Consider the following 26,194-nt stretch of genomic DNA (forward strand, 5'->3'; position numbering starts at 1 on the left):
TCTTACTCCATCACATAGCCATAAGAGGTGCTGAAATCCTGCCGCGCCACTTCGCCGGCGGCCCCGCGTGGGGCGTTGGCGACAGTGCCGTTCAGGAAAAACTCCCGTTCGGTCGGCAGGCGGACCCGGTCGGTCGGCAAGGCGTAGACATCGCCGCGCGTCGGGGTCACCAGATGCGGGGTGATGATGATCACCAGTTCGGATTGGTTGCGCTGATAATCGGCGCTGCGGAACAGCGCGCCAAGGATCGGCACATCGCCGATCCACGGCAGCTGGGTGTTGAGGTTGCGGAAATCGTCCTGCAACAGACCGGCGACGGCAAAGCTTTCGCCATCGCGCATTTCCACGGTGGTCGAGGTTTCGCGGCGTTTGAAGGCGTTGATCGAAAAGCCGCCGGATTCGATGGTCACTGTGGTGTCGATCGACGACACGGCGGCGTTGAGCTGCAGGTTGATGATATCGCCATCCACCACGGTCGGGGTAAAGTTCAGCTCCACCCCAAAGGGTTTGTAGTCGATCACTACGCCGTCAGAGGTCAGCACCGGGATCGGGTATTCGCCGCCGCCCAGAAACCGCGCCTCTTGCCCCGACAGGGCGGTGAGGTTTGGTTCGGCCAGCGTGCGCACGACCCCTTTGGATTCAAGCGCTTCCAGCAGCACCGCGAATTGCACCGATCCGGCGGTGAAGCCCAGACCAAGCGCGCCCCGGGTGCCGGGGGCGGTGGTGATCGGGTTGCCGATGGCGTTGTTCCCCGACAGCCAGGTGCCGGTTTCGCCGGCGATGCCGATCTTCTTGCCACCCTGAGCCGCCAGCGACACACCCAGATTTTTTGCGACAGACCGCTGCATTTCGGCAAAGCGGACCTTGAGCATCACCTGCTGGGTGCCGCCGACGCTCATCAGATTGGAGACGCGTTCGGGGGCATAGCGATTGGCCAGATCCAGCGCGCGGTCGAGTTTGGCGGTGGAGGACACGACTCCCGACAGCACGATGCCGTCATTGGCGGTGCGCACCTCGATCGGCTCACCCGGCAGGATCTGTTGCAGCCGTTCCTTGAATTCAGCGATATCGGGGGTGACATGCACGTCGACGTTTGAGATCAGCCGCCCGTCGGGGCCCAGCAGCGTCAGCGTGGTGCGGCCAGGCGTTTTGCCCAGCACATAGATCGACCTGTCAGAGAGGGTCGAGATGTCGGCGATACCGGGGTTGGCGATGGACAGTTCAGCAAAGGGCGTGTCGCTTTCGACCACCACCGCGCGGTTCATCGGAACTTGGAGCGGTGCAGAAACGGAGCCCCGCATCACCCGGAGGGTTTCTGCTGACGCGACGCCGCTCAGCGCCGTCGTGGCCAAGGCTGCGGCCATCAGGCCCGCCTTGAAAAGGATGTTCATGCTCATGTGACCTGCCCTTTCGATCACGCCTCGTTCCGGGTCTTTTTGCCCGTATTGTCAGAGAACATGCCTGCAAAGCCGTTTTTTTGCAAGAATCAAACGCTTATTCGCCAAAGCTTATGTGGATAAGTTGCAACAGCCCGCAACAGATCGGCAAAGGCGAGCGGGCGGCCACCAGATGCGGTGCCGCCCATGTCATTTTTCTGCGTCAGTTTGTGCAGGGGATCGGCACTTCGACGCGTTCACTGCCGTTGCGCTGAATGATCGTGCAGACCTTTTCAGCCTCGACCTGCACCACTTCCTGCTTCTGGATGTTCAAAAGCGCGCTGCTGTTCACCTCGATGGTGCCGGTGATCGAGTCATCGCCCGAGCCGACCAGCGACAGCGCCAGACGGCCAGTGGCCTGCGCCTGCGCCAGACGGGCGACCTGTTCCGGGGTGGCGGCCACGGTCACGGTGCGCGCAACCATCGCGCCGCCCAGAGCGTCAGATTGCTGGTCCACCGCGATGATGCGGGTAGAGCTTTCGATCAGGCGGGTCAGTTCGCCGCCGGTGCCGTCCACCGCGCCGGTCCAGTAGACATCAACGCGGTCGCCGGGCTGTACAAAGCCCGACACGCCCGACGCGACATCGACCTTGATGGCAAAGGCGCGCATGCCCTTGGCAATCTGCCCGGTCAGGCCTGCACCCTGACCCGGATCGGTGACTTTGGTGGCGAGGATCGGTTCAAACTTGTCCATCTGGCGCAGGATGTAGCGGCTTTCCTTGATTCCGGTCGGAAAGAGCTTTGCTTCGTCCATGAACACGCCTTCGGGCAGCGAGTTCTGGGGCCAGTAGACGAGTTGCACATCTTCGGGCGTCAGCTCTTCGCCGTAATTCTTGGTCTTGGTGACGACATAGACCTGGGTGATGGGGCCAACCTTTTCACGCAGCTGGCGTTCCTGTTCCAGTTGCGTCTGGGTCTGGCCGATATAGCCCTGTGCCATATAGACCGCGCTGCCCGCGAGGGCGACACCCGCCACAAGTACCAGTCCGAACATGCCGCGCATGATTTAACCCTTTTCCACCTGAGGGCGGCGCATCGCGTTGTGCAACCGCTGCCCGTCGTTTCCGGGTGCCTTATGGCCGCACCCTGGCCTCATCGAGATAGGACACCACTGTCACACCCACCGCCTCAAAGATCTGGGGCGTGAAGAATGTTGCGACCATGATTGCCAGACCGGCCACAGCGGCGGTCAGCACAACCCAGTCAACGGTGATGGCACCTGACTCGTCATTCCAGAATTGGCAGAGGCGACGGCGGTTTGAGGTCTGATAAAACTTCATGACACTGGCCTTGTTCTGCGTGGTCAGCTGCTGCCGCGGACCCGCCGCATGGTGAATACTCTCTACCGGGTACATCTGCGTGCCCGCCTTGGGCTGCCCGCAGATGCGAAGAGGGCGCGAGCCGATAGATCGGTCCGCGCCCGCCGTTCTAGTCTGGCAAGGCTGTTGCCTTAAACCTTATGGTGCGGTGCGCTGAGCAGCGGTGGTCAGGTCGGTGGCCAGAACGGCACCAGCGTTGGTGATGCCCGGACGGACAGCGTTGACGACGATCAGGCCCAGGCCCACAACGGCGGCGGTCAGAACCACCCAGTCAACAGTCACAGCGCCGGATTCGTCGTTTTTGAAGTTCTGGATCATGTTCAGCATGGTATATCTCTCTTTCACGTGTTGCTTTGGTTTGTTTCAACCGCTCGGCGTCTTTTTCGGTCTGGCCTCTGTTCCGTTCCGTCTTCCGTTCGGTATGAGCATGTTTTCACCTTTCACGGTGGCAACTTCTGGGCGGAGATCGGGTGTTTTTCAGACAAATGAAAATATCTGAAGAAAACTTTTAACATACTGAATTGTCAGAATTTTAGTTTTTAATTTTGTCGGCGAGCGCATGGGCAGGCCCGTCCAGCCCCTGCAATTGCGGCAAATTCGCCAGAATTGGGGGCCGATTTGCGCGGGTGGATAGCCCAAAGCGCGGATTCGTGCGAAGGTGCAGGCAATAAAAACAACAGACAGGCATCGAGCAGCGATGCGATTCATTGCAGGATTACTGGCCGCGGGAATCAGTCTTGCGCCCGTTGCGGGTGCGGCTGAGGGGCTGACGGGCGAACGCGACTTCTCGTTCAAGCGGGTCAAGGTCGGCGAAGGCATGGGCAAGCGCAAGATCGTGCAGATCGACCCGGCCGAGCAGGCCCGGCTGCTGGCGCTGGCCCCCAAGGTGAAACCGCGCGAGCCGACGCCCGAGCCGGATGCGGTGACGGCGGTGGCCGGTGCCGTGGCCTCGCCGGGCGCGCTGACGCAGGTGGTGCCGAAATCCTCCAGCTATGACTGGTTCTGGCAGACCGTGCCCACCAGCCGGGGCGCGGTGGCAGACCGGTTCCCGCTCGCGATGGCCACATTGTCGAAAGGGCCTAAGGGGACCGGCGTGGCCGCGCCCCGGATGCAGCACATGCAGGGTATTGCCGAGAAATACGGCAAGCACATCCTTGCGGCCACGATTGGCACCGATGTCTCGCCCGCGCTGGTGCTGGCGGTGATCGGGGTGGAAAGTGCCGGTCGCGCCGATGCGGTGTCAACGGCGGGCGCGCAAGGGCTGATGCAGCTGATCCCCGCAACGGCGACGCGGTTCGGGGTCACGGATTCGACCGACCCCGCGCAGAATATCAAGGGCGGGGTGGCCTACCTCAACTGGCTGTTGAAAGAGTTCAACCGCGATCCGTTGATGGTGCTGGCTGCCTATAACGCGGGCGAGGGCGCGGTGCGGGCCAACGACGGGGTGCCGCCCTATGCCGAGACGCGCGACTATGTGCCAAAGGTGCTGGCGGCCTGGCAGGTCTCACAAGGTCTGTGCCTGACGCCGCCGGAACTGGTGACGGACCCGTGTGTGTTCAAGGTGATTTCCGCAGGCGGCTGAGGCTGCGGTTGGGGCTGGCGGTGCAAAGGGGGGCTTCCGCCCCCCTCGTCGCTTCGCTCCTCACCCCCCGAGGATATTTAGGGACAGAAAATGGGCGTCAGGTGGCGAAGGCATCGGCCCATTCGGGGTGTTTCCGGCGCTGGGCGTTTACGAAGGGGCAGAGCGGCACGATCCTGATGCCGCGCGCCCGCACGTCACCCACCATGTATTCGACCAACGCCACGCCCGCGCCGGTGCCGCGCAGGGCATCGGGCACGCCGGTATGGTCGGCGATGATCAGGGTGGGGGTGGTGACCGAGAAGGTGATCTCGGCCTCCGCCCCATCTTGTGTCAGCACATAGCGGCCTTTGGAGCCGTGATCCTCGCGGCGGAAGGAGGCGTCAGTTGACAAGTGTCGCCTCCGTCGCGGCGCGCAGCTCGGCCTCGGACACGCCCTCGGCCAGTTCCACCAGCTTCAGCCCGCCGGGCACGACATCAAGCACGCCAAGGTTGGTGATGATGCGGTCCACCACCGCCTTGCCGGTCAGCGGCAGGGTGCAGGCCTTGAGCACCTTGGACTCGCCGTGTTTCGAGGTGTGGTCCATCACCACCACCACGCGGCCCACCCCGGCCACCAGATCCATCGCGCCGCCCATGCCCTTGACCAGCTTGCCCGGGATCATCCAGTTCGCCAGATCGCCGTTTTCGGCCACTTCCATCGCGCCAAGGATCGCCATGGTGATCTTGCCACCCCGGATCATGGCAAAGGATTGGGCGCTATCGAAAAACGCGGTCTGCGGCAGTTCGGTGATCGTCTGCTTGCCCGCGTTGATCAGGTCGGCATCTTCTTCACCCTCAAACGGGAACGGCCCCATGCCCAGCATGCCGTTTTCTGATTGCAGAGTGACGTTGACACCTTCGGGAATGTAGTTCGACACCAGCGTCGGGATGCCGATGCCAAGGTTGACATACCAGCCATCCTGCAGCTCTTGCGCCGCGCGGGCGGCCATCTGGTTGCGGTCCCATGCCATCAGACGGACTCCTTCTTGCGCACGGTGCGCTGTTCGATGCGTTTTTCGTGCTGCCCTTGGATGATGCGGTGCACATAGATGCCGGGCAGATGGATGGTGTCGGGGTCAAGTGCGCCGAGCGGCACGATCTCTTCGACCTCGACCACGCAGATCTTGCCGCAGGTGGCGGCGGGCGGGTTGAAATTGCGGGCGGTCTTGCGAAAGATCAGGTTGCCCGACGGATCGGCCTTCCACGCCTTGACGATCGACAGGTCGGCGACGATGCCGCGTTCCATGATGTAATCCTGACCATCAAAGCTCATCACCGGCTTGCCTTCGGCAATCACCGTGCCCACCCCGGTTTTTGTGTAAAAACCGGGGATGCCGGCCCCCCCGGCGCGCATCCGTTCGGCCAGCGTGCCCTGTGGGTTGAATTCCAGCTCCAGCTCTCCGCTCAGGTACTGGCGCATGAATTCGGCGTTTTCACCGACATAGGACGAGATCATCTTTTTGACCTGACGCGTCTCCAGCAACACGCCAAGGCCGAAACCATCAACGCCCGCGTTGTTCGACGCGACGGTGAGATTTTTGGTGCCTGCGTCGCGGATCGCGGCGATCAGCAGTTCAGGGATACCACACAGGCCAAACCCCCCCGCTGCGATGAGCATTCCGTCAAACAGCACCCCGTCGAGTGCCGATCTGGCATCCGGATAGACCTTTTTCATGCTGACCCTTTCCGCAAAAACATGCTGTCATAAAGCGGGGGAACCGGGGCGGTGTCAATTGCCGCAGGGCGGCATTGGGGGCAAGGCGAGCAGAGTCACAGCCCCCCTTTTCCCCGCCGTCTGCTTCGCTATGCTGGCGACGCGCTGCCCGCGTGGTGAAATGGTAGACACATGAGACTTAAAATCTCCCGATCGCAAGGTCGTGCCGGTTCGAGTCCGGCCGCGGGCACCAGCTTTTCCTGACCGGGGACGGGTCAGATCGGGCTTTCCTTCACCGATTCCATCGCCACATAGGTGGAGGTGCTGGTGACGTGGGGCAGGGCGCTGATGCGTTCGGCCAACACGCGGCGGTAGGCCTGAATGTCGGCGGTGCGCACCTTGAGCAGGTAATCAAAGCGGCTGGCGATCATGTGGCATTGCTCGACCTCGGGCACGGTCAGTACCGCCTTGTTGAAGGCCTGCAACGCGGCTTCGCGGGTGTCGGACAGCTTGACCTCGACAAAGGCGACATGGGCCTGACCCATCTTGATCGGGTCCAGACCGGCGCGATAGCCGGTGATCACCCCCAACTCTTCGAGCCGTTTCATGCGGGCCTGGGTCGGGCTTTTCGACAGCCCGATCCGGCGCGCGAGTTCGACGGCACTGATCCGGCCTTCGGACGACAGGATGCGCAGGATGGCGTGGTCGAAACGGTCCAGATCAGGTTGGGCAGTTGACATGGGCAATTCCCTGATTTGCGGGCAGAATGGCTTTTCGGGGCATGATAATCGGGAGAACAACCTTTGAATAGCGCGGTATCATGGGCCAAACAGGAGATGCCCCATGCCGCAACCGCCCCACACCGCCCCCTTTACCATCATCCGCAATGAGGCGCTGCGTGACGAGGCGTCGCTGGTGCAGGCACTGAGTGCCGAAGCAGACCTTTCCTCCGAGGCGCGGACGGCGATTTCGGCGCAGGGCGCGGATCTGGTGACCCGCATCCGCAAGAGCGCAAAGCCGGGATTGATGGAGGTGTTCCTCGCCGAATATGGCCTTTCGACCGATGAGGGCATCGCGCTGATGTGTCTGGCCGAGGCGCTGCTGCGGGTGCCGGATGCCGAGACCATGGATGCGCTGATCGAGGACAAGATCGCGCCGAGCGACTGGGGGTGGCATCTGGGACGGTCGGCGTCGTCGCTGGTCAATGCCTCCACCTGGGCCCTGATGCTGACCGGCAAGGTGCTGGATGACCGTGAGCCGGGCGTGGCGGGGCATTTGCGTGCGGCGGTGAAACGGCTGGGCGAGCCGGTGATCCGGGGGGCTGTGGCCCGCGCGATGAAAGAGATGGGCCGCAATTTTGTGCTGGGAGAGACGATTGAGCGCGCCATGGACCGTGCGCGCGAGCTGGAGGGCAAGGGGTACAGCTACAGCTATGACATGCTGGGCGAGGCGGCGCGCACCGAAGGCGACGCCCGGCGCTATCATCTGGCCTATTCAAAGGCGATCACCGCGATTGCCGGCGCGGCCAAGGGCAATGACATCCGCGCCAATCCGGGGATTTCGGTCAAGCTGTCGGCGCTGCATCCCCGGTACGAGGTGGCCAAGCGGGCGCGGGTGATGGCGGAACTGGTGCCACGGGTGCGGGCGCTGGCCGGTCTGGCGCGCGCGGCGGGGCTGGGGTTCAACATCGACGCCGAAGAGGCCGACAGGCTGGAGCTGTCGCTGGAGGTGATCGAGGCGGTGCTGGCGGATGCGTCTTTGGCGGGCTGGGATGGCTTTGGCGTTGTGGTGCAGGCCTACGGTCGGCGTGCGGGTCCGGTGATCGACTGGTTGCATGATATCGCCGAGCGGCTGGACCGAAAGCTGATGGTGCGGTTGGTCAAGGGGGCGTATTGGGATGCCGAGGTCAAACGTGCGCAGGTGCTGGGGCTGGAATCCTTTCCGGTCTTCACCCGCAAAGAGGCGACGGACGTGTCCTATATCGCCAATGCCCGCAAGCTGCTGGGGATGACCGACCGGATCTATCCGCAGTTTGCCACCCACAACGCGCATACGGTGGCGGCGGTGCTGCATATGGCTGGCGAGATGGGGGTCGATGCGATGGGCTATGAATTCCAGCGGTTGCACGGCATGGGTGAGCGGCTGCATGACATTGTGCTGACCGAACGCGGCACCCGCTGCCGGATTTACGCACCCGTGGGGGCGCATCGTGACCTGTTGGCCTATCTGGTGCGGCGCTTGCTGGAGAACGGGGCGAACAGCAGCTTCGTCAACCAGATCGTCGATGAGGATGTGCCGCCGCTGCGGGTGGCCGCCTGCCCGCTGACGGCGGTGGAAGGGCTGAGCCTGCCCAACAAGGCGCTGCTGACCGGGCCGGAGCTGTTCGGCGCGCGGCGCAATGCGCGTGGCTTTGATCTGACGGCAGCGCCTGATTTGGCGGAGATTGAAGCGGCCCGCGCGCCATTTGCCGACGCGGTGTTTGACGCAGGGCCGATGCTGGCCGGACGCACGGCGGGCGGGCTGCGGCACGAGGTGCTGAACCCCGCGACGGCCGCGCGGGTGGGCTTTGTCACCGATGCGGCGGCCCCGGATGTGGAAACCGCGCTGCGGCTGGCCGAGCCCTGGGCGGCAGAGGCTGCGGTGCGCGCCGAGGTGCTGCGCCGAGCGGCGGATCTGTATGAGGGCGAGTTCGGGCCGATCTTTGCGCTCTTGGCGCGTGAGGCTGGGAAGACGCAGGCCGATGCGGTGGCCGAACTGCGCGAGGCGGTGGATTTCCTGCGCTATTATGCCGACGGGGCCGGGGCGCTGGCGCATCCGGCGCGAGGGGTCTTTGCCTGCATCAGCCCGTGGAACTTTCCGCTGGCGATTTTCACCGGGCAGATCGCGGCGGCGCTGGCGGCGGGCAACGCGGTGCTGGCCAAGCCTGCGGAACAGACGCCCTTGATTGCGGCGTTTGCGGTGGGCTTGCTGCACAAGGCGGGGGTGCCGGTGACGGCGCTGCAATTGCTGCCCGGCGACGGCGCAGTGGGGGCGATGCTGACGCGCGATGCGCGGGTGGCGGGGGTGGCCTTTACCGGCGGCACCGACACGGCACTCAAGATCCGCGCCAGCATGGCCGACCATCTGGCCCCCGGCGCGCCCTTGATCGCGGAAACCGGCGGGCTGAATGCGATGGTGGTGGATTCGACCGCTCTGCCGGAACAGGCGGTGCGCGACATTCTGGCGTCAAGCTTTCAGTCGGCGGGCCAGCGCTGCTCGGCGCTGCGCTGTCTGTATGTGCAGGAAGATATCGCGGCGACCGTGCTGGAGATGCTTTTCGGCGCGATGGACGATCTGGCCTTGGGCGATCCGTGGGATCTGGCGACCGATGTGGGGCCGGTGATCGACCGCGACGCACAGGCGGGGATTGCGGAGTATGTCGCAAACGCGCGGGCCGAAGGGCGTGTGCTGAAAGAGATGACAGCACCGCAGGGCGGCACCTTTGTCGCGCCCACGGTGATAAAGGTGCCGGGCATCGCAGCGATGGCGCGCGAGATCTTTGGCCCGGTGCTGCATGTGGCGACATTCCGGGCGGCAGAGCTGGATCGGGTGATCGCGGCGGTGAATGCCACCGGTTACGGCCTGACCTTCGGGCTGCACACACGGATTGATGACCGGGTGCAGCAGATGGTCGGCGCGCTGCGGGTGGGCAATATCTATGTCAACCGCAACCAGATCGGTGCCGTGGTAGGTAGCCAGCCCTTTGGCGGCGAAGGGCTGTCCGGCACCGGGCCAAAGGCGGGCGGGCCGCATTATCTGCACCGCTTTACCGCAGCCCCTGCGCCGGAGGCGGATGAGGGCACTGTCGCGGTGACCACCAGTGTGGCGCAACTGCGCGCAACGCTGCAGGCACCGCAGGCCACGCCTGCGCCGGTCACGGTGGACCTGCCCGGCCCCACCGGCGAATCGAACCGGCTGACCTCGGTGGCGCGGCCGCCGATCCTGTGTCTGGGGCCATCCCCGGCGCAGGCGATGGCACAGGCCACGGCAGTGCGCGCGCTGGGCGGGCTGGCGGCAGAGGTGCCGGGTCTGGTGCCGGAGGCGCTGCGCACAGAGACGGGCTTTGCCGGGGCGATCTGGTGGGGCGATGGTGCCACCGCCCGCGCCTGTGCGCAGGCACTGGCGGCACGCGAGGGGCCGATCCTGCCGCTGATCACCGGGATGCCCGACGCGGCCCATGCGACGCTGGAGCGTCACGCCTGCATCGACACCACGGCGTCGGGCGGCAATGCCCAGCTTTTGGCCGAAGTCGCGGGCTGAGGCGGCGGATCTGAAGGAGCGGCTGCGCCGCGTTGTTTTTTGTCTCGTCGCGCGGCTTCGCCGCGTCTCCTCGGGAGTGCGCTCCGCGCGGGAGTATTTTCAGAAGCAGCAATGCAAAGCCCGGTTCTTTGGATTGCTGCTTAGGAAATACTCCGGGGGTTAGCCAATTGGTTTCGCCATTGGTCCGAGAGGCCAATTGGCTTGGGGGGCTGGCCACCGGGGGTGACGCTGGTGCCGTCTTAGCAAGACCGCCGCGCGGGCTTGACGAGGGCGGGGTGATGCGAAAGGTTGGCGCATGTTTCCCATCCGCGATCATAACCCGTCGGGGCGCAGGCCCTATGTCACCTGGCTACTGATCGCTGCGAATGTGGCGGTGTTTGTGCTGTTCAATCTGTCGCTGGACGAACAGCAGCTGGCCTATTTCTTTTACGACTGGGGCTTTGTGCCGCGGTTCGTGACCGAAGGGGTCAGCCTGCACGGGATTGTCAGCCATATGTTCCTGCATGGCGGCTGGATGCATCTGTTGGGCAATATGCTGTTCCTGTTCATCTTTGGCGACAATATGGAAGATGAGATGGGGCATTTCGGTTTTGCCCTGTTCTACCTGCTTGCCGGGCTGGCGGCGGTCGGGCTGCAATACGCGGCAGATCCCTGGTCAGAGATTCCGATGGTCGGGGCCTCGGGCGCGATTGCCGGGGTGATGGGGGGGTATCTTTTGCTGTTTCCCAAGGCGCGGGTGGATGTGCTGATCATCTTCGTGATCTTTTTCCGCATCTTCCCGATCCCGGCCTGGATCGTGCTGGGGGTCTGGTTTGCGTTGCAGCTGTTCAATGGCGCGGTCACGCCGCTGGAGGGCGGCGGGGTGGCCTATTGGGCGCATACCGGCGGCTTTGTCGCCGGTGTTGCCATGACGCTGCCACTCTGGCTGCGGCGGGGCGGGTTCGGGTTCTGGAACCGCACCCACGGCGTGCCACCGCATCCGGAGGCGCGCTATCCGCTGGCGCGGTCACGGGTACCACAGGTGCCGCGGCGGCCGCGTTAGGAGGCAGGCCGCGTCCCCGTCTCAGCTGTCGTTGCGGATGATCTTGCGGAACGCCTCGAACAGGCCCTCGTTGCCAGCGATCAGGCTGCCGTCTTCGAGCGGGTCTTGCGTTTCGCGGATGCCGGTAACCATGCCGCCGGCTTCCTTGACCAGCAGGATGCCTCCAGCCACGTCCCACGGCGACAGCTCACGCTCCCAGTAGCCCTCGTAGCGGCCTGCGGCGACGTAAGCCAGGTCGAGCGCGGCAGAGCCCCAGCGGCGGACCCCGGCGCAGGCGGGCATCAGGCGGGCGAGGTCTTGCAGCGTGGCGGGCAAGGTCTTTTTGGCCCCGAACGGGACGCCGGTGGCGAACACAGCCTCACTCATCGTGCGGCGGCCCGAGACACGGATGCGGCGGCTGTCGTTGAGCCAGGCGCCCGAGCCTTTTTCTGCCCAGAACATCTCGTCCTTGGCCGCGTCATAGACCACCGAGGACACGATTTCGCCCTTGTGCTCCAGCCCGATCGAGACGGCCCAATGCGGCATGCCGTGCAGAAAGTTGGTGGTGCCGTCGAGCGGATCGACGATCCAGCGGCGGGTGGGGTCGGCACCGGCGGCGGCGCCGGTTTCTTCGCCCAGCCAGCCATAGGTGGGGCGGCCGCCCATCAGGTCTTCGCGGATCATCCGTTCGGCCTCACGGTCGGCCTTGGTGACAAAGTCGCCGGGGCCTTTGGTCGAGACCTGAAGGTTTTCAACCTCGCGGAAGTCTTTCACCAGAGAGCGGCCTGCGCGACGCGCCGCCTTGATCATCAGGTTGAGGTTGGCACTGCCTTGCATCGTGAGGACTCCGTTCCGCTTAAGCGCCCGCGTATAGGGCCGACGGGTGCGCAAGGGAAGGGGGGATGGGTGTTTCCCTGTATTCCGGCGCGTTTCGGGCGGCTGCGAGGGGGCAGCGGCGGGACATCCCCCTACTGGCCTGTCAGCGGGAGGTTAGCGGACCACGGTGACGCGCAGATTGTCCTTGCCCTCGGCGCGGACCATGTTGAACAGGATCTTGGCATTGGCCGTGTGCAGGCGGACGCATCCGGCGCTGGCGGGGCGACCGAGTTTCCTGACCTGATCGGTGCCGTGGATCGCGTAATTGCCGTTGTAGAACACCGCAAACGGCATCGGTGCATTGTTGTAGAGGCTGGAGCGGTGGTTGCGCGACAGCCATTGCGCGCCGTTCCACGCGCCGGTCGGCGTGATCTTGCCCTGACGCGCGGTAGAGACCGGCCATTCGTGGATTTTGCGGCCCTCGTGAAACACTTCCATCACCTGTCGCGAGATCGAGACGCGGACCACGATGCGGGCCGGTGGCTCTGCTGCCTGAGCTTCGGGGGCGGGCGGCAGGATCTGGGCGGCCAGAGCGGGCAGGCTGGTGCAGGCCATGAGGGCAAGGGTCAGGGCGGCAATCAGACGGCGCATCACATCCTCCGGCAAGGGGTCTCCGACGCTCGGCAGGGTTCCGCCGATCGGGGGGCAAGTCAAATGATTTGCGCGGCGCGCAGGGTCAGGTATTCCTGTCCTGCGCTGAAAGAGGCACGGAATTTCCGCCGCTTGGTTGAGCGTCGGGGTCAGTCGCGTTGCAGTTTGACCGGCTCTGACCGGCACAGGCGCAGGAAATGCGCCATGAAGGGTTTGGCGGCATCCTCGTCGCGGGTGGCGGCAGACAGGCGCTTGGTCACGGTATCGGGGCCGAGCGGGCGGGTGATGTAGTCGGCATTGCTTTTGATGTCGCGCAGCACCCAGTCGGGCAGCACCGACACGCCGCGGTTGGAGCCGACCAGCATCAGGATCACCGCCGTCAGTTCCACCGGGCGCTGGCCGCGCGGCTCGACCTTGGCCGGGGTCAGCAGTTCGGTGAACACGTCGAGTTTGTCGCGCCCCACCGGATAGGTGATCAGCACCTGATCGCGGAAATCCTCGGCGGTTATGAAGGGTTTGGCTGCGAGGGGGTTCTGGGCCGAGGCCAGAAACACCGGGTGATAGTCGAACAGCGGGTTATAGGTGATGCCGGTCAGCGGTTCGGGGTTCGAGGTGATGACCAGATCCACCTCTTCACGCAGAAGCGCCGGAAAGCTGTCAAACGCGAGGCCGGCGCGGATGTCGACATCAACCTCGGGCCAGGCGTGGCGGAACATCTCCAGCACCGGGAACAGCCAGTCAAAACAGGCGTGGCACTGGATGGCGATGTGCAGCCGCCCGGTCTTGCCCGAGCGCAGGGCGCGGAATTCTTCCTCCATCAGCTCGATTTCCGGCAGGATGCGGTCGGCGGCGCGCAGCATGCGGATGCCGGCCGCCGAGAGCCGCATTGGCTTGGAGCGGCGCACGAACAGCTCCATCCCGGCCTGATCTTCCAGATTGGCGACCTGATGCGACAGCGCCGATTGCGTCATGTTCAACAGGTCAGCGGCGCGGGCAAGGCCGCCCGCCTGATGAATGGCGCGGATGGTGCGCAGGTGGCGGAGTTCGATATACATGAGGTTCACCACAAGATCATCGTGAAGATTATGAATTTGTCTCACATCACAGACTCTGCGACAAGGGGACATCAAAAGGAGACGATTATGGCCACGCCGCGCATCTCGTTCGAGTTCTTCCCCCCCCAGACGCTGGACGCGTCGTTCCGTCTTTGGGAGACCGTACAGGCGCTGGCCCCGATGCAACCGGAGTTTGTCTCGGTCACCTATGGCGCGGGCGGCACCACCCGCAAGCTGACGCATGAGGCGGTGACGGCGATCGGCAAGAATTATGGACTGAACGTGGCGGCGCACCTGACCTGTGTGGACGCCACCCGCGCCGAGACCATGGAAATCGCCGCGGCCTATGCCGAGGCAGGCGTGACCGAGATTGTCGCCCTGCGCGGCGATGCGCCCAAAGGGGCGGAGCGGTTTACGGCGCATCCCGACGGGTTTGCTTCGTCGGTGGAGCTGATCGAGGCGCTGGCCGCGACCGGGAAGTTCAAGCTGCGCGTGGGCGCATATCCTGAGCCGCACCCGGATGCGGCGGACAGCCTTGCCGATGTGCGCTGGCTGAAGCGCAAGATCGACGCAGGGGCGACCAGTGCGATCACCCAGTTCTTCTTTGATGCCGACACGTTCTTTCGCTTCCGCGATCTGTGCGTGAAAGAGGGCATCACCGCGCCGATCATTCCGGGCATCCTGCCGATCACCAGTTGGGCGGGGGCGAAGAAATTTGCGCTGCGCTGCGGGTCTGACGTGCCGGCGCGGCTGGATGAGGCGTTTACCACCGCCGCTCGTGACGGGCGCGAGGAGTTGTATGCGCTGGCCCATTGCACCCAGCTTTGCGACAACCTGCTGCAAGGCGGGGTCGAGGATCTGCACTTCTACACTCTGAACCGCCCGCATCTGACCCGCGAAGTCGTGCGCGCGCTGGGGATCCAGCCCGAACTGGTGCCCGAACTGGTTCTTGAAAAGGTTGCCTGACCACAGGTTTACGGCGTCTCCCTGAGGCCCTTGCCGATTGCGGCTTGGGCCTCCTTTTTTGTGGGGCGCGGGCCGCCCTGTTTGCCCCGGCTGCAGAGCAGCCTGTGCAAATGCGGGTTTCCTGTGGCGCCCGGTCTGGATAGCATGGCGCGACTTGCAAAGAGGACGCCATGGCCCAGCCTGACCAAACCAAGCCCATTTATATTCTGAACGGTCCCAACCTGAACCTGCTGGGCCTGCGCCAGCCCGAGATTTACGGGCGCGAGACGCTGGATGATGTGGCGGCGGCCTGTACCGCTCTGGCGGCGGAGCTGGGGCTGGAACTGCGCTTTCACCAGTCCAACCATGAGGGCGCGCTGATCGACTGGATCCACGAGGCGCGCGGCGCGGGCGCGGGGATCATCATCAACCCCGGCGCGTTCACCCATACTTCGGTCGCCATTCTGGACGCGCTGAACGCTTTTGACGGGCCGGTGCTGGAGGTTCATATCTCGAACGTGCACAAGCGCGAGGCGTTCCGGCATCATTCCTATGTGTCGCTGCGCGCCGAAGGGGTGATCGCCGGGTTCGGAACCGAGGGCTATCTGCTGGCGTTGCGGCGGATGCGGACGCTGGTTGCGTCCTGAGCGCGGTCGCGGGCGGCGCGCGGCGGATGCCTCCGGCGGGAGTATTTGGGCAAGCAGCAAAGCCATGGTTTCAGTGGCATGATCAGGCACGGCTGATCGGGCCTGACGGGGGCGAGGTGCCGCGTGGGGTTGTGTTTACGGCGCAGGTGCCGGATCGTCCGGGGGGTGCGGCGCTGGCGGCTGTTCTGGCGGGGCGGGGGGCTGGGTTCCGGGTTGGCGGGGCAGGCGAGGTTGCGGCTGGGGAGGGCTGTTTCGAGACCTTGACGGGCGGCTCTTTGGGCGGGTCGCGGCGGGTGGTGCGGACGCAAGCCTCATGGCTGGCGAGTTTTGCGGTGAATGCGCGGTTGTTCGGCATTGGTCCCGGCCTGCGGGTGGCGGTGCCGGGGCGGTTGTCACAATCGCTGGCGCTTTATGCGGCGCTGGAGGGGTTGGTGCTGGGGGCCGAGGTGCATCTGCTGGACGGGCTGCGGCCCGACCGGATGGCGCAGGCGCTGGCGCAGCGTCGGATCGGGGTGATTTATGCGACGCCGGTGCATCTGGCGCAGATGGTGGCGTGCGGTGTGGCGTTGCCCGATCTGCGGCTGGTGCTGGTGGGGGGGGCCAAGCTGGAGGCGGGGTTGCGCGCTGAGTTACGCGCGGTGGCTCCTGCGGCGGTGGTGCGCGAGTTTTATGGCGCGGCGGAGGCGAGTTTCATCACCCTTGCCGGGCCGGAGGATGGGGTGGAGACGGTGGGGCGGGTTTATCCGGGCGTGGAGCTGCGGATCTGTGATGCCGACGGTGCGGATCTGCCCGAGGGCGCGGTGGGCGAGGTCTGGGTGCGCAGCCCTTATCTGTTTCAGTCCTATGCCGGGGAGGATGCGGGCTCGGCCCGGTGGCGGGATGGCTGGCTGACGGTGGGGGAGATCGGGGCGCTGACGCCTGCCGGGCTGGTGTTGCGCGGGCGGGCCGGGCGGATGCTGACGATTGCGGGGCAGAATGTGTTTCCCGAAGAGATCGAGCGCTTTCTGGCGGGGCTGCCGGGGGTGGCGCGGGCGGCGGTGCTGGCGCGGGCGGATGCGTTGCGCGGGCATGTGCTCTGGGCGGTGCTGATGGGCGAGCAGGCGCGGGAGCGTGAGATTCTGGTAGCGGCGCGGGCGGGGTTGGGGCCGATGCTGGCACCGCGTCGGGTGATCTGGCGGCAGGACTGGCCGGTGCTGGGGTCGGGCAAGACCGACTTTGGGACGTTGCGGCGGGAGGTAGATGCGTGGCGGTGATCCTGTCGGCCCGGCGGACCGGGATTGTGCCCAAGGGCGGAGCCTTTGCCCGGTTGTCACTGGAGGAGCTGGCGGTGCCGGTGGTGCGGGCCTGTCTGGCGGATGCGGGCGTTCAGGGGGTGGATGAGGTGGTCTGCGCCAACGCCATCGGGCCGGGGGGCAATCCGGCGCGGCGGATTGCGCTGGCGGCGGGCTTGCCGGAGCGGGTGGCGGGACTGACGATTGACCGGCAATGCGCGGGGGGCCTCGATGCGCTGCTGCTGGCGGCGGCGCTGGTCGATTCGGGGCGGGCGGATCTGGTGCTGGCGGGCGGGGTGGAGAGTTTCTCGCGCCGACCGCTGAGGTTTATGATTGACCCGGAGGGCGGGGCGCCGGTGGCCTATGACGAGGCGCCGTTCACGCCCTGGCCTGCGCGCAATCCGGCGATGGCGGATGCGGCGGCGGCTTTGGCGCGGGCCTGCGGATATGATCGTGCGGCGCAGGAGGCTTGGGCGGTGGAGAGCCATGCCAAGGCGCTGGCGGTGGCGGAGTGGCCGGAGATTGTGCCGCTGGCGGGGGTGGCGCGCGATGTGTTTGCCCGTCGCCTGACCCCGGCGCTGCTGGCGCGGGCGCCGGTGGTGGCGGGATCGGTCACCCGGACGACGGCGGCGGTGGCGGCGGATGGGGCGGCGTTTTGTCTGGTCGCGGCGGATCGCTTTGCCGGGGCGGGCGCGCTGCGTATCGCAGGCGGGCGCACGCTGGGGGCGGACCCGGAGCAGCCGGGGCTGGCCCCGGTTCCGGCGATTGCGGCGGCTCTGGCGGCGCTGGGGTTGTCAGCGCAGGATGTCACGCAGTGCGAGGTGATGGAGGCCTATGCCGCGCAGGCGATGGCCTGTGTTGGGCGTGCGGGGCTGGACCCGGCGCGGGTGAATTTGCAGGGCGGGGCGCTGGCGCGCGGGCATCCGATCGGGGCCTCGGGGGCGGTGCTGGCGGTGCGGCTGTTTCACAGCCTGGGCCAAGGTATCGGCCTTGCCGCCATTGCCTCGGCCGGGGGGATCGGCACGGCGCTGGTGGTGCAGCGCTAGCCGGCTCAGGCGCGGGCCAGCAACGCGCCGGGGCGGGCGCGGGCGATGCCCTGGGTCACCAGACCGGCCAGCACGGCCTTGATCATATCGCCGGGCAGGAAGGCGAGACCCAGCAGCGCAGCCTCGGCCAGCGTTTTGTCGAGCACGATGGCCATGCCGGTGATGCCACAGACATACATCACGCCGATGCCACCGATGACCCCGCCCGCCGTTGCGGCCCAGAACGGCGGCAGCGTGGTGCGCTCCATGATCCAGCCCGCGACAAAGGCGGCGAGGGGGAAGCCGACGAGATAGCCGACAGAGGGGCCGACGAACACGCCAAGGCCACCGCGACCGCCCGACAGCAGCGGCAGGCCAAGCGCCACCAGCAGCAGGAACAGCAGCACCGCCAGCGCGCCGCGCCGGGCGCCCAGCACGGTGCCGCAGAGCATGACCCCAAGGGTTTGCGCGGTGACCGGAACGGCACCGGCCAGATAGAGCGGCGGCACAAGGCCCAGCACCGCGATCAGGGCGGCGAACAGGGCGATATGGGTCAGGCTGCGTTCCATCGGATCCTCCGGAGTTTGCAGGGTCTTATCCTGCGCCGCCGCGCGCGCGCAAGGCCTGGGCGACGCATTCGGCATCATCGAGGGCGGCAAGGGCCACTGGCGCAAACAGACGCCAGCCGGGGGCGCGGCCAGAGCGGGCGCGGTAGGCCAGTGACAGCTGCGCCGCGCGTTCGGACAGGACCGGAATAAACCGGATCACCAGTGCCAGCGCCAGCGCCAGCCGCCGGGGCGGCAGGAGGGGGGAGAGCGGGCGGGCCAGCCGCTCCAGTACGGTGATCATGTCTGACAGCCGGGTGGTCATGGTGACCAGATTGGCCGCCGCGACCGCTGCAACCATCCGCAACAGGACCACGGCCCCGCCGTACAGGTCATCCTGCCACAGATGCCAGAGTGCAATCACGGCGATAAAGGGCCACAATGGGCGCATCATGCGCGCGCCGTGGCGGGCGAATGTGGTGCCGCCCATCAGGTACAATGCGATGACCAGAACCAGCGCAAGGCCCAGCCAGAGCGGTGACACGCTCCAGAACAGGGCAAAGGTGAACAGGGCAAGCGCGGCGAGTTTCAGCCCTGCCCGCAGCCGGTGGAGCGGGGTTTCAACCGGCGAGGTCAGCGTCAGCATCAAGACCCCCCAGACGCTGCATCTCGGCCTCAAACAGCGGCAGCACCTGTGCGGGCGGGCCATCGGCGGCCACGGTGCCGCCTTCCAGCCAGATCACGCGGTCGCAGCCGGACAGGCTGGCCGGGTCATGGGTGATGGTGATCAGGCGCTGCGGCAGGGCGGCAAAGGCGCGGGCCAGCCGGGTCTGCGTGGGCAGGTCCAGCCCGGCGAGCGGTTCATCCAGCAGGATCGTGCGCGGCTGCATCAGCAGCACCGCCTGCAGGCAGAGCCAGTGGCGTTGCCCCTGTGACAGGGTGGCGACCGACACGCCGCGCCACTGGCTGCGGCCATGGCGGGCAAGATGGGCGGTGACCTGCGCCTGCGCGTCGGATTTTGGAACTCCCATTTGCAGGAGGCCAAAGGCCAGTTCCTCATCAACCGTCGGAAACAGGATCTGGTGATCGGGGTTCTGGAACAGGATGCCCAGATGCGACAGCATCTGCTTGCGCGCGCGGGTAGGGTCAACGCCTTCGACCCGCACCGTGCCGTGGTCGGGGGCGATCAACCCGGCCATCAGCCGCATCAGCGTGGATTTGCCCGACCCATTGCGCCCGATGATGCCGATCCGCTGCTCGTGCAGATGCAGGGAGAGGTTGTGCAAAACCGGCCTTCCGGTCAGCGTGACACAGGCCCCCGTCAGAACGATGCCGTCAGTGGCTGCTGTGGTGGGTCTGGTCATGCGGCGGTGCCCCGGCTGTGCGTGGTCCGCTCATATCGGCTGGGGGGCGGGCTGAAAAGGCCGGATGGCAGTCAGGGGCTTGTACGGTGCCGGAATGAAAAAGGGCGGGACCGGCATAGCGGTCCCGCCCCATATCTAACCGAGAGCCAGATCAGCAGTTGGCAACGAAGCGGTTGCCGTTTGCGTCGCGGTAGTAGCATTGACCACGCTGTTGGGCCGGTCCGATCAGGGTGGATGCAGCAACACCCGCAGCCGCACCGATCAGCGCGCCGGTGGTGCGGTCCGACCCGGACGACAGCGCCGCCCCGACAGCTGCCCCGCCCAGACCGCCAAGTGCAGCGTTCTGATTGGAGGTCTGGCAGGCTGCCAGCGACAGCGCGACAGCGGAGAGTAGGGCGAATTTTTTCATGGGAAGCCTCTTTAGGGTTAGCCGGATTCTCTAGATATGCATCATAACGCGCCAAACAGCGAATTGGTTCCAGTCAGGAAAGCGTGACCTGGCAAAAAACCGGCGGAAGCCGCTCGTTAGAGTTTCTGGACACCAGAAATCGCGTCAGGAAGCAGATATCAGGGCCGCGTTCAACTCGCTTGCAAGGTCATCCAATGCGGGAAGAAGATAGGTTTTTACCGCATCAGGACGCGCGGCATCAGACAAGGAGCAGATCTGAGTGCAGATTGTCTCGATGCGTTGCGATTGTCTGCCCAGAGCGCCAAAGCCAAAGCTGGCGGCGGTGCCGGCGATCTTGTGCGCGATCTTGCCGATCTCGTGCGTGGCGGAAAGCGGGTCATCGCCCGCTTCCAGATTGCCACGCTCGATGTCTATCTCGATCTGACGACTGGCCGTCAGATCGAGAAATTGCGGCAAGAGCGCCCGTGTCCACGGGTCTGCCGACTCTGTTTGCGCTGTCATCTCTGCGCGCACCTTAGCCCGCCATGAATTGCATCGGATAGCCTGACTGGCCGCGCACTGACGCGCGGGCACGCCCCAACATGGTCTTGACCGCCGAGGTCGAGAACAGGCCCGAGGTTACCGTGGCCCCGATCCGCACTTCCAGCATGGGCAGGCCCAGGCTGTCGTAAACCGCGTCATAGACCATCAGTTCTGACGACAGTTCCTGTTCCAGTTCCAGCATATCGACAGGGTGCGCCCGGTTCAGGATACACACGAATTCGCCACTGCCGGCATAGGCCAGCAGAAAGGTCTGGCGTTTCATGCAGGCCGCGATGGCAGAACCGACATCGGCCATGCAGTCCAGAAACTCCATCCGGTTGAGCCGCTTGAACAGCGACGCGCCGCCCACTACCTGAAACGCCAGCGCGGTGTGAGAGTGCAGCTTGAGCCGGCTGAGGGTCAGCAGGTGGTTTTCCAGCGCCAGATAGTCGATCAGCGAGCCACATTTCGGCAAGGTCACCGCGTCTTCGAAGCCAAAGCCAAAGCTTTCCACGTCATCCATCGATTCCATGGCAAACTGCAGCGAGCGGGCATTGGCATGCTCTTTGACCAGCCGGTCCAGCATGCCAAGTCGGGCCTGAAGCTCGATCCGGTTGATCGGCTTGGTCAGGTAATCCGTCGCCCCGACTGCAAAGGCCTGATCGACAAATTCCCGCCCGTTCATGGTCGTGACCATCATGATCGGCGTGTCGCTGTGATGCGGCATCGCGCGGATATGCTGGCAGGCCTCGATTCCATCCATTCCCGGCATCTGGATATCCAGAAGAATCGCGTCGAACTGTTCGTGCGGATCGGCCAGATACTTCAGAGCTTCGACAGCAGAGATGGCACAGACCGGCGGCTGATACCCAAGCTGGGTCATCATTTTCGTCAGAACAAAGTGAAAGGCCGGATCATCATCAACGGCTAGGTATCGCATATTGGCTGACATCATCACCACCTTTGGTTGTTTGATACAACCTAAGCCGGAGTTTGCGGCAGAATTTGGGCGTTAACCGAAAATTTTGCGTGCCTCGGGCTCAACCCCACGACCCAGCAGGCGCAGAACGGTGTTGCGGAACACTTCGCTCTGGATCGGTTTCGGGATGACAGCATCCGCCTGATCGCCGGGACGCGGGTTTGTGGAGGTGCGGTCCGCATCTGCGGTGAACTGGATCATCGGGGTTGCAGTGTTGATCGTGCGGGCGGCCTTGAGATGACGGATCACCCGGTCACCCGAGATCAACGGCATGTTCCGGTCAAAGATCATCAGGTCAAAAGGCTGAGATATCGCTGCTTCCAGCGCCACTTTGCCATCACCGGCAATCACGAGATCGATAAACGGAAAATCCGCCAAAAGATGACGGACGATCTGCTGATTGATTTCATCATCTTCTGCCAGCAAAACAACAGCTGGCGACTGGTCCCCACTTTGGGTCATCGCTGTAAATTCCCCACGACTCTTACTCCACTTCATCCTGCGGCAACGGTGCCGGGATGAATGAACTCCTAACATATTTCATCAGATTGTGGCTGCACAAAGGACGAAAGATGTCGATTCACGTGCAGTTTTCCCGACATGAGTGAGGTGGTCTTTGCGGGCGCAATCTTGGGTTGCAATTGTATCCTCTGAGTTGTGCTAATCTCTTGTCAACAGTGTGGAAACTGCGTGCAGCAGCTCGGCCTGACGGAAGGGTTTGGGCACGTGCGAATCGAATCCTGCCATGATGTATTCGGACACCTGATGGGACATCGCATTTGCGGTCACCGCGATGGCCGGAACCTGCGATCCCGCGAGGTTGGTTGCGCGAATGGCCTGCAGAGCGCCGGTGCCGTCCAGCACCGGCATGGCAATATCAAGGATCAGCATATCAAACGGCGTGCCATCCTGTGCGCGTTGCCGCCAGACATCGACCGCTTCGGCCCCGTTGATTGTCAGCACGATCTCGGCGCCGGTGTCCTTGAGCATCTCGCTGATAACCATCCTGTTGGTCGCCGAATCATCCGCGATCAAGAGGGAGACGCCGGCCAGTGACCGGATCTGTGTCTTGTCAGGCAGGGTGGGTTCTGTCACCGCCGCTTCGGTCGTTTCGGCCAGCGGCAGGGTAATCCTGACCTTTGTGCCCACGCCTTGGGTACTGGTCACTGCAATCGTGCCGCCCATCAGCTCGACCAGATTGCGCACGATCGGCATGCCCAGCCCAGTGCCGCCGAACCGGCGGGTGGTGCCGCCGTCAGCCTGTTCAAAATTGTCAAAGATCCGCCCGATCTGATCGGGGGACATGCCGATTCCTGTGTCGCTGACCTCGATGGTCAGTGGTTTGCCCTCACGCGCGGACATGGTCAGTGCGATGGAGCCGGATTCAGTGAATTTGATCGCGTTGCTCAGCAGGTTGTTCAGGATCTGCTGGATACGGAACGAATCGCCCAGGCGCGGGCGTTCGGCACCGGAATTTGTGAGCACCTCGAAATCGAGACCTTTTTCTTCGGCACGCAGCCCATGCAATGGTTCAACCTGTCGGGCGATTTCGGCGGGTGTAAACGGAATGAGCTCGATCACCATCTTGCCGGCCTCGATCTTTGACATGTCCAGAACCTCGTTCAGGACATTCAGCAACACCTCGCCAGAGCGGCGGATGGTTCCGATCATTTCCTTTTCGCGCGGAGCCGTGATCAGCCCGTCCAGCAACTCGGCCATGCCAAGCACCCCGTTGAGTGGGGTACGGATTTCATGGCTCATATTGGCCAGAAAGGTCGACTTTGACTGGCTGGCGGCCTGTGCCTGCAACAGCGCATGCTCCAGCCGCGACGCTTTGTTCAGGTCTTCGGTGATGTCGACAAACGAGGCAATGACCAGCTTTTCCGCGTCGGACTGATCAGGCTGATGATGCGGAACGGCGTTGACCGACAGGATGCGGCGCGTCCCGTCAGCCCATTCGATGGCCATGCGGACATCCCGCACGATTTCGTCTTCGTCGAGAGCTTTGCGGCAGGGCAGGGCGTGGACGCTGATCGGACCACCATCCGCAGCCGTGATCCGCCAGATCGGATCGGTGAAGGTCAGCCCTTCGATTGTTGAGCGTTCACGGCCAAGAATGCGTTCAGCCTCGGCGTTCGCGTAGGTGATGCGGTCCTGGCTGTCCATGACCACAATGGCGGAAATCGAGGCATCCATCACTTCGGTCAGAAACGCCTGATTGCTCATCACCAGATCTTCAAGCGCCTTGCGTTCAGTGATGTCGAGATGAATGCCGACAACTGACCTGTGTTTTCCGTCGGGCAACCGCTCGGTGACCGCAGAGCGCGACAGAATCCACGCCCAGCTGCCGTCCTTGCGTCGCATCCGTAGCTGGTGTTCGCGCACGATTTCGCGGCCACCCGGCAGCGGGGCAAAATCCTGCACCTCGGTTGCATCCAGCCGTGCCAGATCTTCGGGGTGCACCAGCGAGCGGAACATCGCATCCGACGCTTCGCCCAGGTCTTCCGGGGTATAGCCCAGCATTTCGGCATAATGCCCGCCGATCCGAAGCGCGCCGGTGTCGACATGCCAGTTCCACGTGCCCACATCCGCGCTTTCGATGATCTGTGCCAGTGAGTCGCGGGCCTCGGCCAGTGAGCGGTGGGCTTCGTCCAGCGCCATCAACTGCCGGTGGCGTTCTGTGGTGTCGATCCGTACCGCAATGCGCCCACCGTCCGGGGTGCGCAGGTCAACCCGCCTGATCCAGCGGTCATTCGCGCGTCTCACTTCGTCAATGTTCGGGTTGCGGTAGCGTTCCCATTGTTCGGCCATCCACTCTTCTTCGCGGCCGATTGCTTCGGGAAAGGCTTTGTGCTGAACACCAAACCGCAGCAGCTCTTCCTGCGAAACGCCCGAAACCAACATATCAGCCGCTTCGGGGTACATCCGTTTGTAGGCTGAGTTGGCAAAGACCAGACGTTCGTTCGAATCCCAGATCAGAACGCCGTCGGGCAAGGTTTCGATGGCATTGTACAGTTGCGCGCGCATCCTGTCGGCCTCATCCGCCAGCTGCGCCATCTGTGCCTCGCCCTCTTTCTGGGCAGTCACATCGGTTTCGATCGAGACATATCCGTTCACATTGCCGTCGCGGTCATGCAGCGGCAGGATGTTGAAATCTATCCAATAGGCATTGTGGTGCCGGTCAAAGTTTATGGTGGCGCCATGATAGGGTTCGTTTTGCGCGATGGCCCTTGCCACCTCGGCTTCGTTCCTTGGGTCCCGATGCCTGCCACGGACCACATCGGCAAGCTTGCGCCCCAAAACCTCGTCCACCGCCCAGCCGGTGCGGCGTTCCCATGCCTTGTTGGCCCAGGTGATGTTCTGGTCAATATCGACCACGGCCACCAGATTCGACATGTTCTCCACGACGCGGCCCAGACGCCCCAGATCTTCGGATTTCTGCATGTCTTTGGTCACGTCGCGGACGACAAAGATCACAGTCGGCTGTTCATCCGGCTTGTTGGCCAGCTTTCGTGCGCCCGTGGATTCATACCAGCGCATGCCAAGCGGCGAGGGCAGTCTGAAACGAGTCTGCGGGCTGCGGCCGCTGCGCAGCGCCTCTTCCAGCGCGGCTCTGCTTCTGAGGGCGACATCGGGGGGCAAGACATCTTCCAGCAGGCGGCCGGGCAGGCTGGTGTGGGCATCGCCCAGCAGATCCATCGGGCCAGCGATGAAGTCGGTATAGCGCCCGTCCGCGGTGATCTCGAACACAAGGTCAGGCAACACATCCAGAATCGCTGTCAGCCGTTCATAAGCTGCGATTGCACTGTGTTCCTGTTCCGTCGGATCGGGCCGCTCTGAGCTGACGCCCGAGTAGCCGAGAAACATGCCAGATGCATTGTGACGCGGCGTGCCACTGCTGCGCAGCCAGCGCTGGCTGCCATCGGGCAGCGTAACGGCGTGGATCAGGTTGCGGAAGGGAACGCGCTGCGCCAGCCGCGACTGCACTGCCGTCCAGTCCGCCCCGGACCAGTCTTCCTGACGCAGTGGTTTGCCATCGGGAGCGCAGCCGGTGCCATCCGGCATCGGGGCGGACAGGTGGGTCAACTGTCCCTGCGCGTCGATGTCCCAGATCCAGATCCCGAACAATGCAGCAAATTCTGTCAGCCGGTCAGAGTTGTGGCGGGCAAACAACCCCTCGACAAAGAGACGCAGAATGGATCGCAGTCCGTCGAGCGCGCCTGCGACCTCGTCCGGCAGGGGCTGCGTGCCGAGTGTCAGCAGCAGCACCGCCGGCTGGCCGCCAACCGTTCCCAGTGCCAGCTTGCGGATGTTGCCTGCCGCCGGATCGTCGGAGACCTGGCCTGAGGCAAGCGCCGCGCACAGACACGCCTGCTCAGACTCCGGCCTGGCAACCCGCAGGCGTGCGGTCGTATCAGGTGGTCCAACGACCAGCAGACCGGAGGTTGCACCGCTGCGGCGCACAAGCCAGGACAGAATTTCGCCCGCTTTGTCGTGATCTGGCAGCTTTTCGATTGTCTGGAGGAGCTCTGCGGTAAACGACATCAACTTCGGTATACTTCCGGCATGCAGGGTGTTTTGGTATTTCCCCTACATCTACAACCCATTTGCGGGA

Annotated in this window: 26 protein-coding genes and 1 tRNA gene; 8 read left to right on the plus strand and 19 right to left on the minus strand. The window is 64.2% G+C overall.

The features are described from left to right. Positions 1–2: 2 nt before the first annotated feature. The 4 genes from D1012_RS02480 to D1012_RS02495 all read right to left on the minus strand — a co-directional run bounded on the left by D1012_RS02480 (position 3) and on the right by D1012_RS02495 (position 3,082). On the minus strand, positions 3–1,397 hold the full coding sequence (locus tag D1012_RS02480) for a type II and III secretion system protein family protein (protein WP_118149725.1): 1,395 nt from the start codon (positions 1,395–1,397) through the stop codon (positions 3–5). A 202-nt stretch (positions 1,398–1,599) separates the two neighbouring features. Next, positions 1,600–2,439: a Flp pilus assembly protein CpaB gene (gene cpaB / locus D1012_RS02485; RefSeq protein ID WP_118149726.1), complete on the minus strand. Its 840-nt coding sequence runs from the start codon at positions 2,437–2,439 to the stop codon at positions 1,600–1,602. A 70-nt stretch (positions 2,440–2,509) separates the two neighbouring features. Continuing rightward, complete coding sequence (locus tag D1012_RS02490; protein WP_147335611.1) at positions 2,510–2,716, minus strand: Flp family type IVb pilin; 207 nt, start codon at positions 2,714–2,716, stop codon at positions 2,510–2,512. Positions 2,717–2,893: 177 nt separating this feature from the next. Continuing rightward, on the minus strand, positions 2,894–3,082 hold the full coding sequence (locus tag D1012_RS02495) for a Flp family type IVb pilin (RefSeq protein ID WP_118149728.1): 189 nt from the start codon (positions 3,080–3,082) through the stop codon (positions 2,894–2,896). A 370-nt stretch (positions 3,083–3,452) separates the two neighbouring features. Here D1012_RS02495 and D1012_RS02500 point away from each other — a divergent pair, with 370 nt between their 5' ends. Further along, positions 3,453–4,337: a lytic transglycosylase domain-containing protein gene (locus D1012_RS02500; protein ID WP_118149729.1), complete on the plus strand. Its 885-nt coding sequence runs from the start codon at positions 3,453–3,455 to the stop codon at positions 4,335–4,337. Between the two features lie 97 nt (positions 4,338–4,434). Here the strand turns inward: D1012_RS02500 and D1012_RS02505 are convergent, their stop codons facing one another. From D1012_RS02505 to D1012_RS02515, 3 genes are read right to left on the minus strand one after another with little or no spacing between them, the layout of a single operon-like run. Continuing rightward, the gene (locus D1012_RS02505; protein WP_118149730.1) at positions 4,435–4,728 is read right to left on the minus strand and encodes a GNAT family N-acetyltransferase; all 294 of its coding nucleotides are present in this window, start codon (positions 4,726–4,728) and stop codon (positions 4,435–4,437) included. Beyond that, complete coding sequence (locus tag D1012_RS02510) at positions 4,718–5,347, minus strand: 3-oxoacid CoA-transferase subunit B (RefSeq protein WP_118149731.1); 630 nt, start codon at positions 5,345–5,347, stop codon at positions 4,718–4,720. The genes D1012_RS02505 and D1012_RS02510 overlap by 11 nt, the downstream gene beginning before the upstream one ends. Next, positions 5,347–6,051 (minus strand): CoA transferase subunit A, encoded by a 705-nt coding sequence (locus D1012_RS02515; RefSeq protein WP_118149732.1) that lies wholly within the window; start codon positions 6,049–6,051, stop codon positions 5,347–5,349. The genes D1012_RS02510 and D1012_RS02515 overlap by 1 nt, the downstream gene beginning before the upstream one ends. Positions 6,052–6,197: 146 nt before the next feature. Between D1012_RS02515 and D1012_RS02520 the strand changes: the two genes are divergently transcribed. Further along, positions 6,198–6,283: transfer RNA gene (locus D1012_RS02520), tRNA-Leu, on the plus strand. A 22-nt stretch (positions 6,284–6,305) separates the two neighbouring features. On the opposite strand, the gene D1012_RS02525 is transcribed toward D1012_RS02520, so the two are convergent. Then, on the minus strand, positions 6,306–6,770 hold the full coding sequence (locus D1012_RS02525; RefSeq protein WP_118149733.1) for an Lrp/AsnC family transcriptional regulator: 465 nt from the start codon (positions 6,768–6,770) through the stop codon (positions 6,306–6,308). 103 nt (positions 6,771–6,873) lie between these two features. On the opposite strand from D1012_RS02525, the gene putA reads away from it, so the two are divergent. Together putA and D1012_RS02535 are read left to right on the plus strand one after the other, a co-directional pair. Continuing rightward, positions 6,874–10,329, plus strand: coding sequence for a bifunctional proline dehydrogenase/L-glutamate gamma-semialdehyde dehydrogenase PutA (putA, locus tag D1012_RS02530; protein WP_118149734.1), 3,456 nt, complete (start codon positions 6,874–6,876; stop codon positions 10,327–10,329). A 295-nt stretch (positions 10,330–10,624) separates the two neighbouring features. After that, positions 10,625–11,371, plus strand: a complete 747-nt coding sequence (locus tag D1012_RS02535) for a rhomboid family intramembrane serine protease (RefSeq protein ID WP_118149735.1) — start codon at positions 10,625–10,627, stop codon at positions 11,369–11,371. A gap of 21 nt (positions 11,372–11,392) precedes the next feature. Here the strand turns inward: D1012_RS02535 and D1012_RS02540 are convergent, their stop codons facing one another. The 3 genes from D1012_RS02540 to D1012_RS02550 form a co-directional block, all read right to left on the minus strand. Continuing rightward, on the minus strand, positions 11,393–12,187 hold the full coding sequence (locus tag D1012_RS02540; RefSeq protein WP_118149736.1) for an inositol monophosphatase family protein: 795 nt from the start codon (positions 12,185–12,187) through the stop codon (positions 11,393–11,395). 153 nt (positions 12,188–12,340) lie between these two features. Then, on the minus strand, positions 12,341–12,817 hold the full coding sequence (locus tag D1012_RS02545) for a L,D-transpeptidase (RefSeq protein WP_118149737.1): 477 nt from the start codon (positions 12,815–12,817) through the stop codon (positions 12,341–12,343). Between the two features lie 149 nt (positions 12,818–12,966). After that, complete coding sequence (locus D1012_RS02550) at positions 12,967–13,872, minus strand: LysR family transcriptional regulator (protein WP_118149738.1); 906 nt, start codon at positions 13,870–13,872, stop codon at positions 12,967–12,969. Positions 13,873–13,959: 87 nt separating this feature from the next. Here D1012_RS02550 and metF point away from each other — a divergent pair, with 87 nt between their 5' ends. The 4 genes from metF to D1012_RS02570 all read left to right on the plus strand — a co-directional run bounded on the left by metF (position 13,960) and on the right by D1012_RS02570 (position 17,781). Then, positions 13,960–14,838 (plus strand): methylenetetrahydrofolate reductase [NAD(P)H], encoded by an 879-nt coding sequence (gene metF / locus D1012_RS02555; protein ID WP_118149739.1) that lies wholly within the window; start codon positions 13,960–13,962, stop codon positions 14,836–14,838. Between the two features lie 170 nt (positions 14,839–15,008). Continuing rightward, positions 15,009–15,464 carry a type II 3-dehydroquinate dehydratase gene (gene aroQ / locus D1012_RS02560; RefSeq protein WP_118149740.1) on the plus strand — a complete coding sequence of 152 codons (456 nt, stop codon included), beginning with the start codon at positions 15,009–15,011 and terminating at the stop codon, positions 15,462–15,464. A 116-nt stretch (positions 15,465–15,580) separates the two neighbouring features. Beyond that, entirely contained in the window at positions 15,581–16,717 is a 1,137-nt protein-coding gene (locus tag D1012_RS02565) for an AMP-binding protein (RefSeq protein WP_158569164.1), read from the plus strand. Then, positions 16,708–17,781 carry a thiolase family protein gene (locus D1012_RS02570; RefSeq protein ID WP_118149742.1) on the plus strand — a complete coding sequence of 358 codons (1,074 nt, stop codon included), beginning with the start codon at positions 16,708–16,710 and terminating at the stop codon, positions 17,779–17,781. Before D1012_RS02565 ends, D1012_RS02570 begins: the two co-directional genes overlap by 10 nt. Before the next feature lie 5 nt (positions 17,782–17,786). Here D1012_RS02570 and D1012_RS02575 read toward each other — a convergent pair whose 3' ends face one another. The 8 genes from D1012_RS02575 to D1012_RS02610 form a co-directional block, all read right to left on the minus strand. After that, positions 17,787–18,329, minus strand: coding sequence for a biotin transporter BioY (locus D1012_RS02575; protein WP_118150040.1), 543 nt, complete (start codon positions 18,327–18,329; stop codon positions 17,787–17,789). A gap of 25 nt (positions 18,330–18,354) precedes the next feature. After that, positions 18,355–18,951, minus strand: a complete 597-nt coding sequence (locus tag D1012_RS02580) for an energy-coupling factor transporter transmembrane component T family protein (RefSeq protein WP_118149743.1) — start codon at positions 18,949–18,951, stop codon at positions 18,355–18,357. Then, a complete protein-coding gene (locus D1012_RS02585; RefSeq protein WP_118149744.1) occupies positions 18,926–19,669 on the minus strand; it encodes an energy-coupling factor ABC transporter ATP-binding protein in 744 nt (247 codons plus the stop codon). Before D1012_RS02585 ends, D1012_RS02580 begins: the two co-directional genes overlap by 26 nt. A 151-nt stretch (positions 19,670–19,820) precedes the next feature. Next, positions 19,821–20,078: a YMGG-like glycine zipper-containing protein gene (locus tag D1012_RS02590; protein WP_118149745.1), complete on the minus strand. Its 258-nt coding sequence runs from the start codon at positions 20,076–20,078 to the stop codon at positions 19,821–19,823. Positions 20,079–20,222: 144 nt separating this feature from the next. Then, positions 20,223–20,579 (minus strand): Hpt domain-containing protein, encoded by a 357-nt coding sequence (locus D1012_RS02595; protein WP_147335612.1) that lies wholly within the window; start codon positions 20,577–20,579, stop codon positions 20,223–20,225. 13 nt (positions 20,580–20,592) lie between these two features. Continuing rightward, on the minus strand, positions 20,593–21,552 hold the full coding sequence (locus D1012_RS02600) for a response regulator (protein WP_158569166.1): 960 nt from the start codon (positions 21,550–21,552) through the stop codon (positions 20,593–20,595). 60 nt (positions 21,553–21,612) lie between these two features. Next, positions 21,613–22,116, minus strand: a complete 504-nt coding sequence (locus tag D1012_RS02605) for a response regulator (protein WP_118149748.1) — start codon at positions 22,114–22,116, stop codon at positions 21,613–21,615. A 123-nt stretch (positions 22,117–22,239) separates the two neighbouring features. Next, a complete protein-coding gene (locus D1012_RS02610) occupies positions 22,240–26,124 on the minus strand; it encodes a PAS domain-containing hybrid sensor histidine kinase/response regulator (protein ID WP_118149749.1) in 3,885 nt (1,294 codons plus the stop codon). Between the last annotated feature and the right edge of the window lie 70 nt (positions 26,125–26,194).

The organism is Pseudotabrizicola alkalilacus, assembly GCF_003443995.1.
In the GTDB taxonomy this organism is placed as follows: Bacteria; Pseudomonadota; Alphaproteobacteria; order Rhodobacterales; family Rhodobacteraceae; genus Pseudotabrizicola; species Pseudotabrizicola alkalilacus.